This window comes from Paraperlucidibaca sp. (assembly GCF_982810325.1).
The window spans coordinates 104,597-119,986 of record NZ_CEYEMI010000002.1 but is presented as its reverse complement, the minus strand read 5'-3'; the positions used below and the strand labels follow the sequence as shown (position 1 = coordinate 119,986).

General features: G+C 51.8%; 16 protein-coding genes. 4 read left to right on the top strand and 12 right to left on the bottom strand.

The genetic code is table 11. The features are described 5' to 3' along the window. Positions 1 to 9: 9 nt before the first annotated feature. The gene (locus AC3DKE_RS02045) at positions 10 to 666 is read left to right on the top strand and encodes a TetR/AcrR family transcriptional regulator (RefSeq protein ID WP_340674684.1); all 657 of its coding nucleotides are present in this window, start codon (positions 10 to 12) and stop codon (positions 664 to 666) included. Here the strand turns inward: AC3DKE_RS02045 and AC3DKE_RS02040 are convergent. The 3 genes from AC3DKE_RS02040 to AC3DKE_RS02030 all read right to left on the bottom strand — a co-directional run bounded on the left by AC3DKE_RS02040 (position 663) and on the right by AC3DKE_RS02030 (position 3,830). Next, on the bottom strand, positions 663 to 1,460 hold the full coding sequence (locus AC3DKE_RS02040) for an MlaA family lipoprotein (protein WP_340674683.1): 798 nt from the start codon (positions 1,458 to 1,460) through the stop codon (positions 663 to 665). The genes AC3DKE_RS02045 and AC3DKE_RS02040 overlap by 4 nt on opposite strands. Further along, on the bottom strand, positions 1,453 to 2,640 hold the full coding sequence (locus AC3DKE_RS02035) for an alpha/beta fold hydrolase (RefSeq protein ID WP_487989924.1): 1,188 nt from the start codon (positions 2,638 to 2,640) through the stop codon (positions 1,453 to 1,455). The genes AC3DKE_RS02040 and AC3DKE_RS02035 overlap by 8 nt, the downstream gene beginning before the upstream one ends. A 131-nt stretch (positions 2,641 to 2,771) precedes the next feature. Further along, on the bottom strand, positions 2,772 to 3,830 hold the full coding sequence (locus tag AC3DKE_RS02030) for a helix-turn-helix domain-containing protein (RefSeq protein ID WP_487989923.1): 1,059 nt from the start codon (positions 3,828 to 3,830) through the stop codon (positions 2,772 to 2,774). Between the two features lie 248 nt (positions 3,831 to 4,078). Between AC3DKE_RS02030 and AC3DKE_RS02025 the strand changes: the two genes are divergently transcribed. Both AC3DKE_RS02025 and rapA read left to right on the top strand, forming a co-directional pair. After that, the gene (locus AC3DKE_RS02025; protein WP_487989922.1) at positions 4,079 to 4,753 is read left to right on the top strand and encodes an RluA family pseudouridine synthase; all 675 of its coding nucleotides are present in this window, start codon (positions 4,079 to 4,081) and stop codon (positions 4,751 to 4,753) included. 25 nt (positions 4,754 to 4,778) lie between these two features. Then, positions 4,779 to 7,592: an RNA polymerase-associated protein RapA gene (gene rapA, locus AC3DKE_RS02020; protein WP_411730117.1), complete on the top strand. Its 2,814-nt coding sequence runs from the start codon at positions 4,779 to 4,781 to the stop codon at positions 7,590 to 7,592. A 15-nt stretch (positions 7,593 to 7,607) separates the two neighbouring features. On the opposite strand, the gene AC3DKE_RS02015 is transcribed toward rapA, so the two are convergent. Beyond that, positions 7,608 to 8,210, bottom strand: a complete 603-nt coding sequence (locus tag AC3DKE_RS02015) for a DUF1285 domain-containing protein (protein ID WP_487989921.1) — start codon at positions 8,208 to 8,210, stop codon at positions 7,608 to 7,610. A 193-nt stretch (positions 8,211 to 8,403) separates the two neighbouring features. On the opposite strand from AC3DKE_RS02015, the gene AC3DKE_RS02010 reads away from it, so the two are divergent. Continuing rightward, complete coding sequence (locus tag AC3DKE_RS02010) at positions 8,404 to 10,041, top strand: electron transfer flavoprotein-ubiquinone oxidoreductase (RefSeq protein WP_340674819.1); 1,638 nt, start codon at positions 8,404 to 8,406, stop codon at positions 10,039 to 10,041. A 114-nt stretch (positions 10,042 to 10,155) separates the two neighbouring features. On the opposite strand, the gene AC3DKE_RS02005 is transcribed toward AC3DKE_RS02010, so the two are convergent. The 8 genes from AC3DKE_RS02005 to AC3DKE_RS01970 all read right to left on the bottom strand — a co-directional run. After that, positions 10,156 to 10,647 carry a type II secretion system protein GspM gene (locus AC3DKE_RS02005; RefSeq protein WP_484216761.1) on the bottom strand — a complete coding sequence of 164 codons (492 nt, stop codon included), beginning with the start codon at positions 10,645 to 10,647 and terminating at the stop codon, positions 10,156 to 10,158. Further along, the gene (gene gspL / locus AC3DKE_RS02000; protein WP_487989919.1) at positions 10,647 to 11,855 is read right to left on the bottom strand and encodes a type II secretion system protein GspL; all 1,209 of its coding nucleotides are present in this window, start codon (positions 11,853 to 11,855) and stop codon (positions 10,647 to 10,649) included. The genes AC3DKE_RS02005 and gspL overlap by 1 nt, the downstream gene beginning before the upstream one ends. After that, positions 11,855 to 12,880, bottom strand: coding sequence for a type II secretion system minor pseudopilin GspK (gene gspK / locus AC3DKE_RS01995; RefSeq protein ID WP_411730114.1), 1,026 nt, complete (start codon positions 12,878 to 12,880; stop codon positions 11,855 to 11,857). Before gspK ends, gspL begins: the two co-directional genes overlap by 1 nt. Then, positions 12,867 to 13,511, bottom strand: coding sequence for a type II secretion system minor pseudopilin GspJ (gene gspJ / locus AC3DKE_RS01990; RefSeq protein WP_340674674.1), 645 nt, complete (start codon positions 13,509 to 13,511; stop codon positions 12,867 to 12,869). The genes gspK and gspJ overlap by 14 nt, the downstream gene beginning before the upstream one ends. After that, positions 13,504 to 13,914: a type II secretion system minor pseudopilin GspI gene (gspI, locus tag AC3DKE_RS01985; protein WP_340674673.1), complete on the bottom strand. Its 411-nt coding sequence runs from the start codon at positions 13,912 to 13,914 to the stop codon at positions 13,504 to 13,506. Before gspI ends, gspJ begins: the two co-directional genes overlap by 8 nt. Beyond that, complete coding sequence (gene gspH, locus AC3DKE_RS01980; protein WP_411730112.1) at positions 13,892 to 14,455, bottom strand: type II secretion system minor pseudopilin GspH; 564 nt, start codon at positions 14,453 to 14,455, stop codon at positions 13,892 to 13,894. Before gspH ends, gspI begins: the two co-directional genes overlap by 23 nt. Positions 14,456 to 14,460: 5 nt before the next feature. After that, positions 14,461 to 14,886, bottom strand: a complete 426-nt coding sequence (gspG, locus tag AC3DKE_RS01975; protein WP_340674671.1) for a type II secretion system major pseudopilin GspG — start codon at positions 14,884 to 14,886, stop codon at positions 14,461 to 14,463. Positions 14,887 to 14,896: 10 nt separating this feature from the next. Next, on the bottom strand, positions 14,897 to 15,390 hold a 494-nt coding region (locus tag AC3DKE_RS01970; RefSeq protein WP_487989917.1), incomplete at its 5' end, for a type II secretion system F family protein.

Sequence of the window (15,390 nt, the reverse complement as noted above, 5' to 3'; positions counted from 1 at the left end):
TGGTACGACATGCCTTTTACTGAGCAGGGCGCAGCAGCCGTTGCGGAAATGGAACTTCCAACTAACATCAAGCCTAAGGCCCGTCGCATGCCGCGTGCCAAGCGCGAGCAGCAGCTACAAAATGTCGCCTTGCAGCTATTTATTGAGCATGGCTACCAAGGCACCTCGATGGAGGATATAGCCTCTGCAGCTGGGGTAACTCGCCCGATCGTCTATAATCATTTTGGCTCGAAAGATGGCATCTATCTATCATGCCTTCGCCGCGCCCGTGAATCACTTGATCAGCACCTTGTAGATGCGGCAAAAGACCTATCAACACTTGAAGGGCGCCTTCAGGCATCAGTTGAAGGGTACTTCACATTTGTAGAGGAAAATCGATCCTCTTGGCATTTGTTATTTGGTGGTGGCGCTGCTATTGCTGGCACCGCTTCTGATGAGGCGTCACGATTACGCTTTTTGACCGTTGAGAAAATCACACAATTACTTTTCGGTGTCGTTAAAGGCATTGATATTGAAAGCTGTGAAGCATTTGCCCACGGAGCTTCGGGAGCAGGTGAGCAAATTGCAAAATGGTGGCTACAGAACCCACATGTCCCCAAGCAGCAAGTCATTGAGCTAATGAATAAGTTCACTTGGAGTGGCCTAAAGGCTCTGCAACAACCTTAATCTTCGATTTGTAATTCACGTGCCTTTTGAAAAACATAGCGCAGTTTTTCATACTCAAAAGGTGTGTTCAGTGAACCATACTCATAGGCTGTATTTGCGCGCTCATCGGTGATTTGCAAGCCGTAGAGCGCCAGATAGTCTTGTTTGATGTCCGCACTATTGATGAAGTTTATCTGCGTGCTGGCACCGACATCAAAAAGACGCCCACTGGCATCACGCAAATTTGATGGGCCGAGCAAGGGCAGCATGACGTATGGGCCTGCTCCGACGCCGTAAAAGCCTAGCGTTTGCCCGAAATCCTCTTCTTGCCTCGCCAAGCCAATCGCTGTTGCGGGATCAAATATTCCTGCAATGCCTAGTGTTGTGTTCAGCAATAATCTGCCTGTTGTCGTTGCTGTTCGCTTCGGCTTTAGCTGCAAAATGCTGTTTAGCAGATTAGTGACATCGCCTAGATTATTGAAAACATTGTGAACGCCGCTGCGCACAAATGAGGGGAGGGCAAAGCGATAACCTCGCACTATAGGCAGCAAAACATACTCATCAGCGCGTTGGTTGAAGTGGTAGATACGGCGATTAACTGCTTCCCAAGGGTCTTTAACTGCTAGTGCAACCAAGCTAGAGCGCTCAAAGATTATTTGATGATCGCTAGGCACAAACTGTAAAGACTCTAGCGGGCTTTGCGGGTAGCTGCTAAGTGCTTCATCAGCCGAGGCGAGCTGGCTGCAAAGCAAGCTGGCTAAAAAGAGGCCGCGCGCAAGTGTTGTTGCGGTGTTTAGAATGAGCATATTAGTCATTGAAAATACTCATCATTTGCTCAACATAAGGGATGTATTTGATGTTGCCTAAGTGGCCGCCATGATCAAATACAGTGAGTCTGTCGCCAAACGTTGTGTGTAGGAAAGCGAAGTCTACGGGCTGTAAAATTAGGTCATCGGCGTTAGTGATTACTTGCACATTTTTGGCACTGCGGAGGTAGTCGGCAATAGAAGCTAGGCCGCTGATATTGTCTAAATGGCGAATATCAAGATCTGGCTGACTTTTTTGCACATAGGGCAGTAATTGCAGCTTCACATAGCAGGCAAAGTCGCAAAACAGCGAGCGCCTGAAGTAGGGCGTTAGGCTGCTAGATTCACTCAAATCGGCATCGATGGGCACGATTTGTCCGCGCTTATTGACGACATCGCTAGTAAAAACGATGTCGGCGGCGGCAAAACGAAACACACTGCCAATTAACATGGCCATTTCTTCGTTATTAAGTGCTTCTGATGAGCGTTGAAAGTCGTAAAGCATCGCCTCAGATAGCTCAACACTGCCTTGTTCGTAGAAAAACCGAGATAGTTTGCTGAAAATTAACTCAAAAAAGCCATCTTTTCCTTTCGCTTTAGGTACATCGGCTTGCACCAGCTTATCGAGCTGTTGCGTTGAGCGCAGCACGCTAACGGGTGGGTTTAGCAGCGCTATATGTTGAAAGTAAAACTCTGGTTTTTTCGCATCTGCGGCGGCAATAAACGCTGCATGAAGGGCGCCTAAACTGTAGCCGGCAAGGTCTATCCGGGTGTAGTCCAGTGTTGGGTTGTCTTTTAAAACAGCCGTCATCACGCGCATTAAGTCATCGGCGTCTTCGCTACTGATGCCTGGCGTGGCTGACTGTGATGCCGCTGCAATGAAGTCATAGCTTGTTGGCGAGGATAGCTGAACCACATGATAGCCACGGCTATAAAAGACTTTCTTTAAAAAATCGATGGTGTCGTTTTTATAGTTCGCACCGGTGCCTGCAATGATGAAAATCAGTGGCGCGGCCTTAGGCTGGCGAGCGATTCGATAATGCAGTTTTTTGACCGCCCAAAAACTATCCGGCAAAGCAAACTCGCGCTCAGGTCGGATGTTGAGCTTGTAGTCATCTTGATCGATGTATTTGTCTTCGGGCAGCTGGCTCGGCTGTAAGGATGCCGGCGTGCCAGCAATTGTCGACATAAATGGGTTAGTCAGCGGAAACTGACTTGGCGTGATCGTGAGTGCAGAAGCCAGTGCAGTTGTTGAGCCTAATAGCCCCAAACATAGACAGATTGTTCTTATATTTAACATAATATAAATTATACGCATCGTTATATTGGCTCTTTGAGGGCGGTTTTTGTTGCAGTATCAGGGCAATACTGCAAACGATACTCGCGCGGCGTCATGCCCGCCCAACGCATAAAAGTACGACTAAAATTACTCGCATCTTGAAAACCTACTGCCATCGCTATCGTATTAATAGGTTGTGAATTGAGGCGCAGCTTCACACAGGTCGCATCAAATCTAACAGCATCGATAAGTTGCTGATAACGCGTAGACTCTTGCTGCAGCCTACGCGCCAATGAACGTGACGACATATTAAAAGCCTTTGCAGTGTTGGCCAAACTTGGCGCGTGCAGCAAATGCTGTGCTAAATAGGTTTTTACACGTTGTGACCATTGTCCGCCATGCTGCAAAGCTTGTGCTTGGCGCTCACACTCTAGCACTGCGAGCTCATAGGTATGGGCATCGGCAGCTAAGCTTGGCAGCGTTATGACAGATGCAGGCAGCAATACCGTCAGTTTATCTGCCGAGAAGCTATTATCTGCAGCGATAGCTTTGAGCTGATCAGACCATATGGGGCGTGGAAACGGCCATTCGATTCGTAAAGCTGTCGCCATGCTCATGCCGGTGACGGCATCCACAAGGCGTAGCAAACCTGCAACTAATTGCAGGAGCAAATACTGGCGCAAAGGCTCAGGCATATAGTGTTCATGCACAATTAGCCCAGCAAACTGCCCCTGCGTAATTGTTTTCGTATGCACAATGGATTGCCGGAGCACGGCGTAGCGCTCAATTAACATCAGTGCATCGGCTAATGTCGCGCATGATGCGACTGCACTACCGAGCGCGCCATGTGCCGTCACTTGAGTGTTTAAGCCGACAGTCATTCCGAGAGCTGCGTTTTTGCTTAGCTCAACTGCCCTACTCACTAAAGCCTGCATTTGATTGATGCTGAGCCAGTCAGATTGATCATGCAGTGAAGCCCAGCTAAGGCCTGTGTTTCCAACGATTTCAGCAGTGCTAAGACCTTGTCGCTGAAGTTCGGCGCAAAGCAGTCGCGCATACACAGGATGCAAAGCCGGCATTTGTTGTTTTTCTATGCTCATGTCCGCATCTTGCCATGAACAGCGCTATTAAACAGATTAACTTGGCTATAAATGACGATTTATTAGCTATCTCTGCCGTAGTTACAGCTATGAATCAAAGGCACGGTGATTGCACGACGGCCTACCCAAGCATCGTGAGCGCTTAATTCGTCAATATCAGCTCGCTTAAGCTAAATTCTGCAGCGATTTACCTCGGTCCAGTTAATTTTCACTGCGGGTGATAGCTAAGTTCGCGTATAATCCGCGCCATGAATAAGCCCACCACGTCCTCCGATACCTCGTTGACCTGCCCTGGGCTATTGCTATTGCACGTCGATTCCGACTGCGTCGTGGTACAAAAACCTGCTGGCTTGCACTCGGTTCCTGGCCTAGGCCAAGATAAAACCGACAGCGTGCTTACCCGCCTACAAGCACAAGATCCCAATATTTTTGCCGTGCATAGACTCGACAGAGACACCTCTGGCGTGATGGTTTATGGCCGCCATAGCGCGGCTCGACGGGTCTTGGGCATTCAATTTCAAGAGCGCCGCATCCATAAGCGCTACGTTGCTTTAGTGGCCGGAGTTGTCGGCGAAGATGCTGGCACTATGTCTTGGCCCATGCGTTATGACCCTGATAACAAGCCGCGGCAAGTGGTTGATTATGAAGCAGGAAAGCCCGCGCAAACGCATTGGAAATGTCTGCAACGGCGAGATGACACTAGCCTGATTTCCCTAGAGCCGATAACCGGCCGCACCCACCAGTTACGCTTACATTTATGCACTCTTGGTCACGCCATTGTTGGCGACCAACTCTATGCCAGCAATCAATGGCAGGCACGTAGCCCACGGCTTTGCCTACACGCTTGTGAACTTGGCTTTGCCCATCCTAGTGATGGCCGCGCCATGTTTTTCGAAATTCCCGAGCAATTTCTTTCTATTTAACACTTGATGAGTAAGCCCTAAACACATGAAACAAAATGATTTAGTTGTAGGTCAGCGTTGGATTTCAGACACCGAGCCAGAGTTAGGCTTAGGCATTGTTGTCGACTTAGATGCCCGTGCCATGACGGTATTTTTTCCCTGCGCCGATGACACTCGTGTCTATGCCAAGCTCAGTGCCCCGCTCACCCGCATCCAATTCATGGTTGGCGATAAAATCAACGACAGCGATGAGCAGCCATGGTCAGTCGAGCACGTCGTCGCGCAAGATGGCTTGCTTAGCTACGACGTTATTAACGCTGACGGCGTGCAAAAGCGCCTGATGGAAGCTCGTCTATCGGCACAGCTGCATCTATCTCGGCCTCGTGAGCGTTTACTGGCAGCGCAAGTCGATTCGCGCGCATGGTTTGCTCTGCGCCAAGCCGCGCTTCGTGAGCGTTTGCAACAAGCCCGCAGCCCCGTTCGTGGATTGGCTGGCGCGCGTGTTGGCCTTATTCCGCATCAATTATCGGTGGCTAATAGTGTCGCTAACCGTCTAAGCCCGCGCGTGCTTTTAGCTGATGAAGTCGGCTTGGGTAAAACCATTGAAGCCGGCTTAATCATTCATGCCCAACGCGTGCAAGGCCGCGCTGAACGTGTGCTGATTTTGCTGCCAGACAGCCTTGTGCACCAATGGCTGGTGGAAATGCGTCGCCGTTTCAATCTCGCCTTTAGCTTATTTGACCTTGAGCGTTGCGCGGCCATGGCTGAGGTGGGCGACAATCCATTTGCCAGTGAGCAGCTGATTATTGCGCCGCTATCTCTGCTAACCGACCACCCTTTGCTGCAAGCCGAGGCATTAAATGCGCCTTGGGACATGCTCGTGGTCGATGAAGCGCACCATCTGGCCTGGTCGCCTGAGGCTAGCAGCGTCGAATACGACACCGTTGCGGCTTTAGCAGCTGTTGTGCCGAGCCTATTATTGTTGACGGCCACGCCCGAGCAGCTCGGCGTCGAAAGCCATTTTGCGCGTCTGCAGTTGCTCGATCCGGCACGTTATCCATCGCTAGATGAGTTTATGGATGCTCACGAGCAGTGGGATGAAACTCGCGCCTTGGCCGATGCCCTACTCGATAACCAGTTAAATGCTGAGCAATCGAAAGTATTATCTACGCAACTAGCTGATTTAACTTTAGATTTATCAACTGAAACTGGTCGCAAGCAAGCCTTAAATGCTTTGCTCGATCGCTATGGCTTAGGCCGTGTGTTATTTCGCAATACACGCGCCGCAGTTGGTGGCTTTCCTGCCCGCGCCAGCCATCCAGTGCTGCTAGATACACCCGAATGTTATGCGCCGTGGTTAGCGAAAGGCGCTATTTGGCCTGAGACGCGTGTCGATGAAGAAACCTTCCTTGAGCAAGACCCACGAGTGTCTTGGCTTACTGGCTGGCTAAAAAGCCATCGCCGCGATAAATGCCTATTGATTACTCGCACCGCCGCAATTGCTGAAGCTCTAGAGACGCATCTTCGTCTGCGTGAAGGCATTCGCACGGCCGTTTTCCACGAAGCCATGAACTTGCTCGAGCGCGACCGTGCCGCGGCCTATTTTGCCGAGCCTGAAATGGGCGCGCAGATCTTGCTGTGTTCGGAAATTGGTTCGGAAGGCCGTAACTTCCAGTTCGCGCATCATCTTGTGCTGTTTGATATGCCCGATAACCCAGATCAACTTGAACAGCGCATAGGCCGACTCGATCGTATTGGCCAGACCGAAACGATTAACTTGCATGTGCCGTTATTGGCAGGCTCAGCTCAGGCACGGCTATTCCGCTGGTATGGGGAGGCATTGAATGTGTTTGCGCAATGCTCACCCACGGCGCAAAACGTGCATGAATCCTTTATCGCCGATCTAAAGCCACTGCTACGCCCTAGCGGTTCGGAAGAGCAACTCGATCAGCTAATTATTGAGGCACGCGCTGAGCGTGAGCTGCTTGAAGCTGAGCTAGCCGGTGGTCGTGATCGCTTATTGGAGCTGCAATCATGTCGGCAAGACATTGCTCAACCGCTAGTCGAAGCACTTAAAACGCAAGACAATGACACTCGCTTAGATGAGCTCATGCTTGCCGCTTGGGAAGCGTTTGGCGTCCATGTCGATGACCAAGGCCAACCTCGCACCTGGATCTTACAGCCTGGCGAACACCAACTGATTGATGCCTTCCCTGGCTTAGATCCTGACGGCATGACAGTCTGCGCCGATCGTGATTTGGCCTTGGCGCATGAGGATTGGCACTTTTTGACCTGGGAACATCCCATGGTGCAAGGCGTTCTCGACTGGATGGCGACGCACACGCAGGGCATGGTACAAGTGGCTGTCTTGCGTAATAAATCGGTGAAGCCCGGCACCATGCTGCTAGAAGCTTGGTATCAGCCTAGCGTGCTCGCCCGCCGCGACTTAGCGCTAGATCGAGTATTGGGCCATGAACCACTGCGTATCTTGGCGGATATCAATGGCCGTAACCTAGCCGCCCAAGTCAGTGCCGCTAACTTAGGCAAACAGCTCGATGTGCCCGATGCCAAACTAGCTCGAAGTGTGATTAAAGCGCATCGCACTGAAGCAGAAAAGCTCGTCAGCAGCGCCGATGCCGCTGCCGAAGCCGTGCTAGATAGCCTACGTGAACAAGCGCTAGTGGCTTGGCATACGCTTGAGTACAGCGAACTTCAGCGCTTGCAGGCACTCGCGAAAATCAACCCGTCGGTGCGTGAGGCGGAAGTTACTCAGCAGCGCGATCGCGTGGCGGCCGGTGAGCAGGCACTGCGTGATGTCAGCATGCAACTAATGGCAGTGCGTCTGATTATTGCCGCATAACGCGGCCGCCTCTTGTTAAAACTTGCCTAGGCTGAAGTCGACCCCAGCACTCGTTACGTTTAACGTGTGCTGGGCGGCATCACCGCTCTCAGCAACCTCATGCCCCAGCGCCACCAATTCGTAATACACCGGCCGGCTAATCATCGCCGTCAAACGGTCGCGCACATGCACATATGGCACAGGGCCATCGTCGCCATGCACTACGGTAATTGGATGCTCAGCGCTGGCAATCACGACATCATTAGTACTCGTCGTAAACTGCAAGGATTGACCACCCTCCTCGTTTAAAACCTCTAACGCCACGACAAACAGCGGCGCATCCTCAACGCGGATACGCACCTTCTCAACGGGCGTTACCAGATAATAAGCATCGTCATCTTCGCGCCGCATGACTGTGCTAAATAGCCGCACCAAGGCCGGGCGCTGGATACGCGAACCTTGGTAAAACCAATCGCCATTGCGGCGAATTTCCATGTCGATATCGCCGCAAAATGGCGGATTCCACAGGTGAATTGGCGGCAGCTTGCTCTTGCCACCACCAGTGCCAATTTGATCAGCGATGGCTAGAGGATTGCTTAAAATTTGGCTGTCGCTCGGTGGCTTTTCGTTATTGTGCATAAATACCTCTATTTTCAGCCTAGATTACACAGAAATCAGACAAAACCTGCTTATTTGTGTGGCAATTACTTGGCCTGATTTGCCTCGGCTTTTATACTAGATGGGTTTTGTTAGGTGAGTTAAGTCTACAGCTCGCGATTTATTTTTCCCGTTATGGGTTCATTGCAAGGAGAACATCGTGGAAAGAGAAGCGATGGAATTTGATGTCGTCATCGTAGGTGGCGGCCCAGCTGGCTTGTCCGCCGCTATCCGTTTGCGCCAACTCAGTATTGAGAGCGGCCACGAAATTTCTGTCTGCGTCGTGGAAAAAGGTTCCGAGTTCGGTGCTCATATCCTGTCCGGCGCCGTCATTGAACCACGTGCCATGAATGAACTCTTTCCAAACTGGAAAGAAGAAGGCGCACCGCTGAAAACCGAAGTCACCCGAGATGAAGTGCACTTCTTAATCAGCCCAGAGAAAGCTATTTTAACGCCAGACTGGGCCATTCCTAAGCCCATGCATAACGAAGGCAACTACATCGTTAGCCTTGGCAATGTCGTGCGCTGGTTGGCCGAAAAAGCTGAAGAACTGGAAGTGAATTTATTCCCTGGCTTTGCTGCTGCCGAAGTGCTTTATGATGAAAAAGGCGCTGTCAAAGGTATCGCTACTGGCGATATGGGCGTTGGCAAAAATGGCGAGCACAAAGGCTCTTACACCCCAGGCTATGAGCTATTAGCTAAATACACACTGTTTGCCGAAGGCTGCCGTGGTCACTTGGGCAAAATGCTCATCAACCACTTCAAGCTCGACCAAGATGCCGACCCACAACACTACGGTTTAGGCATTAAAGAGCTGTGGGAAATTGATCCTGCCAAGCATGAAGCCGGCTTGGTCATGCACGGCGCTGGTTGGCCACTCAGCGAGTCTGGCTCAACGGGCGGCTGGTGGCTGTATCACGCCGAAGACAATCAAGTCTCGCTTGGCCTGATCACCGACCTGTCTTATAGCAACCCCTATGTCTCGCCATTTGATGAGATGCAGCGCCTGAAACACCACCCTGTGCTGAAAAAATACCTTGAAGGCGGCAAACGCATTTCTTACGGCGCGCGCGCTGTAGTTAAAGGCGGCTTGAACTCACTGCCTAAGCTGACTTTCCCAGGTGGTTTGCTCATTGGTGATGACGCTGGCTTCTTGAACTTCTCCAAGATCAAAGGCAGCCACACCGCAATGAAGTCGGGCATGCTTGCTGCTGAAGGCATCTTCGATGCACTGAAAGCCGGCCGTACTGGTGGCGATGAAGTCACCGAATATATCGACAAGTTCGAAGCCTCATGGCTCTACGAAGAGATGTACAAGTCACGCAACTTTGGCGCCGCCATGCATCGTATGGGCACGTTAATGGGTGCGGCGTACAACTTTGTCGAACAAAACCTGTTCGATGGCAAACTGCCATTCAACATCCATGACACCACACCAGATTACAAAACACTGGATTTGGCTTCTTTCCATCAACCGATTGCTTATCCGAAGCCCGATGGCAAAATCAGCTTCGATAAGCTCTCGTCGGTGTTTATCTCTAACACCAACCACGAAGAAGACCAGCCGGTGCATTTAACACTGGGCGATGCCAGCATCCCGCTGAAGCAAAACCTCAAGCTCTATGACGAACCTGCACAGCGCTACTGCCCTGCTGGCGTCTATGAGATTGTCGTTAAAGAGGGTGAAAAGCAGTTCCAGATCAATGCGCAAAACTGTGTGCATTGCAAAACCTGCGACATTAAAGATCCTGCACAAAACATCAACTGGGTCGTTCCAGAAGGTGGCGGTGGTCCAAACTACCCAAATATGTAAATTGTAGATGTAAAAAAGCGGCTTTTAAGCCGCTTTTTTATTGCCTGATTTTCGTGAAACTGAAGTCATCTTAATGACGCAGAAAACGCAGTCAAAGCCATTATTAACAGTAATTTACACGCTCAATCTAACGCGAACTTGGCTGGCGCCGTCAGCTCCTGGATTTATCACCACCTCTTTCACTGAAATGCCCTGTGCACGGCATTGCTGCAAAAACAAAGTGAGCTGAATAACGCTGGCATTATTCATGGCAATACGAACGCCCGAAGGGTCAGACTCCAAGCGAGCTAGGGTGATAGTTTGGCTTGCCGCCAAGGCTTGTACACGCTGCGCCAACTCATTGGCAGGAACACGCTCACTGGAACCGCCACGCAAGCGCGGACCTTCATTGCGAATAGCCGATGCTAGGGAGACGGCTTCTTGTCGCTCAAGCTGTGCTGAGTTTAACGCCTGTTTCGCCGGCATAATGCCGCCCCAGATCACGATCACTGGCAGTAAAATCGCGGCCAGCAGACTTAGGGCGCGGCGATCCTTCTCAGGCATGCCCTGCCAATAGTCTTGTGCTGGCGCTAAGGCATTATTGATGCGCTCTGAAATAACTGACATTAGCGCTTAGCTCCCATGCTAGCCACATGCAGCGTCGCTTGCGCAACGCCATTATCTAAACGTGCATTTTCGATCTTTACTGACACGCCTTGAGCTTCTAGGGCTTGCGACCAACCATTGATTTCATCAAGCACGCCACCGGCAACATCGATGCGAGCAGGCACATTGTCACGATAATCAAACTGCTTAATCTGCCAATCGGCTGATGGCGCTGTTTGAGCCATTAGTTGCAGTACCACCTCAGGTGCTAGCGTATTGCCAGCGGCTTGGCGTGCTGAAAATTGACGAGCCAAGTTTGTGATACGGCGCTCTTCTGGAAAGTATTGGCGATAGTTTTGCTCTGCTTCAGCGCGGGCTAGCGTCGCCTCGCTACTAAGCTTATAGGCCATAAAACGATCACCGGCGATCATTGCCAGCGAGGCCACAACCAACATAGCAATCGCCCATTTCCAGCGTGGCGACCAAGGGTATTTCGACTGCGGGGCTAAAGCGCCAGTGAGCCAGTTTTGTGGATGCGTAGCCCAGCGCGCTGTAGCTTGTTGCTTAATTAAATCTGCCCAATCCTGCCAAGGTGCAGGCGACGGACTGATACGCTCGGGCAATGGCGGCAAGCTCGTACCTTGCGGGTAACGCAGACGCACAGGCGCGGCGCTGCCACTTCGTTGGCTGAGTAATTGATCAAGCACCATGGCTGCATCGCTTTCGGCAACCAATGCTGCTTCACCGGGCTGAGCCTGCAAATAAACTTCCGCGCCCACTGGATACCAAAGCCAATGCTCGCTATCGCTTTGCAGCAGTGAGGCCTCTGGAATAGCGGCGACTGGGCGTATGCCAAGCGCGTCAAATGCCTGCAACCAATGCTGCATATAGCTCAAGCTAATGCCGCGAGCTAGCACAGTACCTTCGTCGAGATCAGTCAACGACCACTGCAGGCGCTCGAAATCCTCGCCAAGCTGCTCTTCGGCCAAGGCCACCAAACCAATGCCCGCCTCTTTGCGTTGGCGCGCACTAGCCTCAATGACCAGAGCGATATCAATGCCGACGGGGGTTACTAAAACCACGGGCACATCGGCGTTGGCTAAAAGCTCTTCGGCAATGGCATCAATACTTTGCCAAGTGCCCAAACGTTGCCACTGGCCTTCAGCATAAGATACTGCCGTGATGTCACCGCTATTTAGCGTAGGGAGTCGTAAAAACAGCCTTTCCATTAAGGAGCATCCTCTTCTTCTGTCAGCTCACCGCTGTTTTCTGGGGGTGGCTCAATATCTGGAATCCATGATGGGTTGCGTTCCACAGCAATAACATCAAGTAAGCGCGATGTGCGCCGTGCAATCAACGTCCATTGTAGCCGTTCTCGATCACCAAAGCGTACCCGCGTATAGAGCTCAAAATAGCGCGAGCGAACATCGAGCAATGAGGTTAGCGCCGCACGTACATCATTGCTGACGCCATTAAACACGGGATTGTCGAGAAACTCTGCTAAAGATTTCCAACCCTCAGTGGGCCGTTGCTGCAATAGCTCAACCGCGGATGCTGGTGCCAAGCCAGGCACTAGGGCCTCCAGAATACCCGGCGAAATAAAGTTCACATTCATTTTCGTCGCTGCAGTGGGCAGCACCGTGACATAGCTCGATAGCGTGCGCAGCGATTCACGATTATAGCCGCGCACTAAGCGTAGCTCATCAAAGGTGCTTAGTGCGCGATTGGCGGATCGATACGGCACATCTAAGCGCAGGTAGTAATCATCTTCTGCACCTGCTGCTGAGAATGGCTGGGAGTCAGTGTCTAGCCAATCCACAAGACTATCGGCCAACTCTGGCGGTAGAAGTAACTGGCTCAATAAGCGGCGAAAAAAGAATAGCGCTGACTGATTAACACTGCCGGCCGTGACTAGGCTATTGAGGTTGAAGCGGGCTTGCGCATCGCTTAGTGCTGGCAAAATAACACCGCCCGGTACCGGAAATGGTGGAAAGGGTTGCGCCCAATCTTCACCAGGATGATCAACTAACATGCCCTTGCGGCCATCTTCGCGTAAGGCCGCCATAGCAAAAAGCGCCGCGCCATGATTGTACTGAGCCACTTGATCGAGCTGTAGCTCGCCGGCTAATTCGCGTTGAACGCGGGCTTGGCGTTCAATAATTGTCGTAACCAGTACGGTGGCCAAGGCTGCAATGAGCAACATGGTCAATAAAGCTACGCCGCGCTGCTTTAGCACTGACTTAGCCGGTCGCATTATCGTTATCCGGTAATAAATAGATGCGACGGATATCGCCCCAAGGCGGCACATCGAGCTCGAGATTTAGTAATGCAGGAGCGCCTTTATCAAGCACAGCCCCACTGATGCCAGTAGCACCTGAGCTAGTTGGTGGCCATACCTCTTCAATGCGGCTGGTATTACTTGAGCGTACGCGCCAGCGCAGCTTCTCTAGCTGAGGTCCCAATGGCGACTCAATTGGCTTAAGCCCGGGCATACGATCCAAGGTTAGCCAGGTTAATCGCCATAGCTGCTTGCCGCGCATCTCGTAGCGCACGCGCAGCATGTCACTGCGCGGCTTATCGAGCGGATTGCTTAGGCCACGGCGGGTGAACTCTAGTGCGCCATCGGCAGACAGTACAAATGGCGGCAGCGAGTCGCCGAGCTCATCACGAATCGGCCGATCAACCCATTGCGCTAAATCATTGGCAATAACCGATTGCATGCGCTCAAGTGATAACAGCTCTTTTTGCTTGTCATTGAGGCGCTCAGCAGTGCGGCTGGTGCCACTTAAAAAACCAAAAGCGCCGACACTGATTAAGGCCATGATAGTAATGGCGACTAGTAGCTCGATTAGAGTAAAACCGCGCTCGGCTCGGATTCTAACCATTATTAAAGCGCCCGATAAAGCCAACAACATTGACTAGTGGTGAGCCACTTTCACCGCTAATTGGGTCGTAACTGCTGACTTTGACTTCCATGCTGCGCACATCAGGGCTTGGGGTTTTGCCTGCCCTCATGCTGATTAGCCAATCACGACCAGCCATCACGGTATTGGTCTCAGAATTGCCGAGATCGGGTAGTTGTCCAACACTTTGTAAATCTGTGAGCGTGTTGGTAGCGACCCAGTGCGCAATTAAACGATCTTCAAGGCTGCCGGCTTGGCGAGTTTGCTCTCGGGTTTGCGTTAGTAGCGTGAGTGCGACAATGCCAAAAATAGCCATTGCCACTAAGACTTCGATCAGGGTAAAGCCGCGCGTGCGCAGTGATTTAGTTGTAAGTTGAGGCGCCACTGCCCTCTCCGAAACCGGCTGGCTTATCTTCGACGTAGCGTGTGTCGCCTAGGTCGTTAATCAATAGCTTTAGTGGTTCAACGCGTGCGTCATCGCGAGAACGAATGCTCAATTCACCTGGCGTGGCCTCGCCGCTAGATAGCAGCAGCATATCGGGCTCCACTGCACCTTCTTTGGGCTCAGTGCTAGCAATGCTTTGCGCCACACCAGCATCGCGCCACGAATAGGCAATGCCGAGTGTTTCTTGCGGTTTTAAGGCTGGGTCATTGTCGATGGCATACCATTGCTGGCGCATTTTATCGAAGCGCAAGAAGCGATAACCCTCAGGCAAGAGTTGCAAGCCAACTTCCATTTGATCAGTTTCCGCGAGCAGGCGCGCGTAACCAATTTTAGCCTGCAAGCGCTCACGCTCTTGTTGCACGCGGCGGGATGGATCTGAGGGATTTAAGCTCACCACGGCGACACCCATCAGCACGGCCATCAAGACGATGACCAGCAGCACCTCAATTAAGGTGAAGCCTGATTGCTTTGGGCGCGCCAATAATCTCATTCGAAATAAATGTCCGCGGCGTAGCCTTCGCCACCTTCGGCGTTATCGGCGCCTAAAGAGAGCAAGTCGTATGGCTTACCATCACTGCCAGGTGAAACATACTGCAGGGCGTTATCCCATGAGTCGACAGGCGAACGGCGAAGGTAGCCGCCATCGGGAAATATGCGCGCTTCTGGTGAGCGCGTGACCAAGGCCTCTAAACCGGCTTCGGTGCTTGGGTAGCGATAGTTGTCGAGCTTATAAAGCTCTAGCGCGTTGGCCACAGCACTTAAACTGGCCTTAGTCGATGTCACGCGTGCTTGGTCATCTTTGCCAACAACATTGGGAACAATAATCAGTGCCAGAATGCCAATAATGGCAACCACCACCATGACTTCAATCAGGGTAAAGCCGGCTTGGGCGGAAAATCGACGAGCTCGCATATTCACTCCACTAGTTCACTAAATTATTCATCTGCACAATCGGCAGCATGATGGCTAAGACAATCACCAGCACAACGCCGGCCATCATCAACAACATCATGGGCTCAAATAAGCCCACAAGCGTACTAATGCTGCCGGTTAACGCACGTTCTTGCATTTGCCCGGTTCGCATCAACATTTCATCTAACTCGCCACTGGCCTCGCCGCTGGCAATCATATTGGTCATCATCGGCGGAAACAGTTTGGCCTGCTCAATGGCTGGTGCCAAGCGGCCACCTTCAGTGACGCGATCAGCTGCAGAGGACACCGCCTCGCGCATCGGCAAGTTATCAACGACTTCGGCCGCAATGCGCAAGGCATCGACCAATGGCACGCCGCTGCGGGTAAGGATGGCTAAGGTGCTGACAAATCGCGAGGCTTGCGAATCACGAATGAGTTTTCCCGCCACCGGTAGCCGCAACATGAAGGCATGCCAGCGATAACGCATGGCGGGCTTTTGCAGTA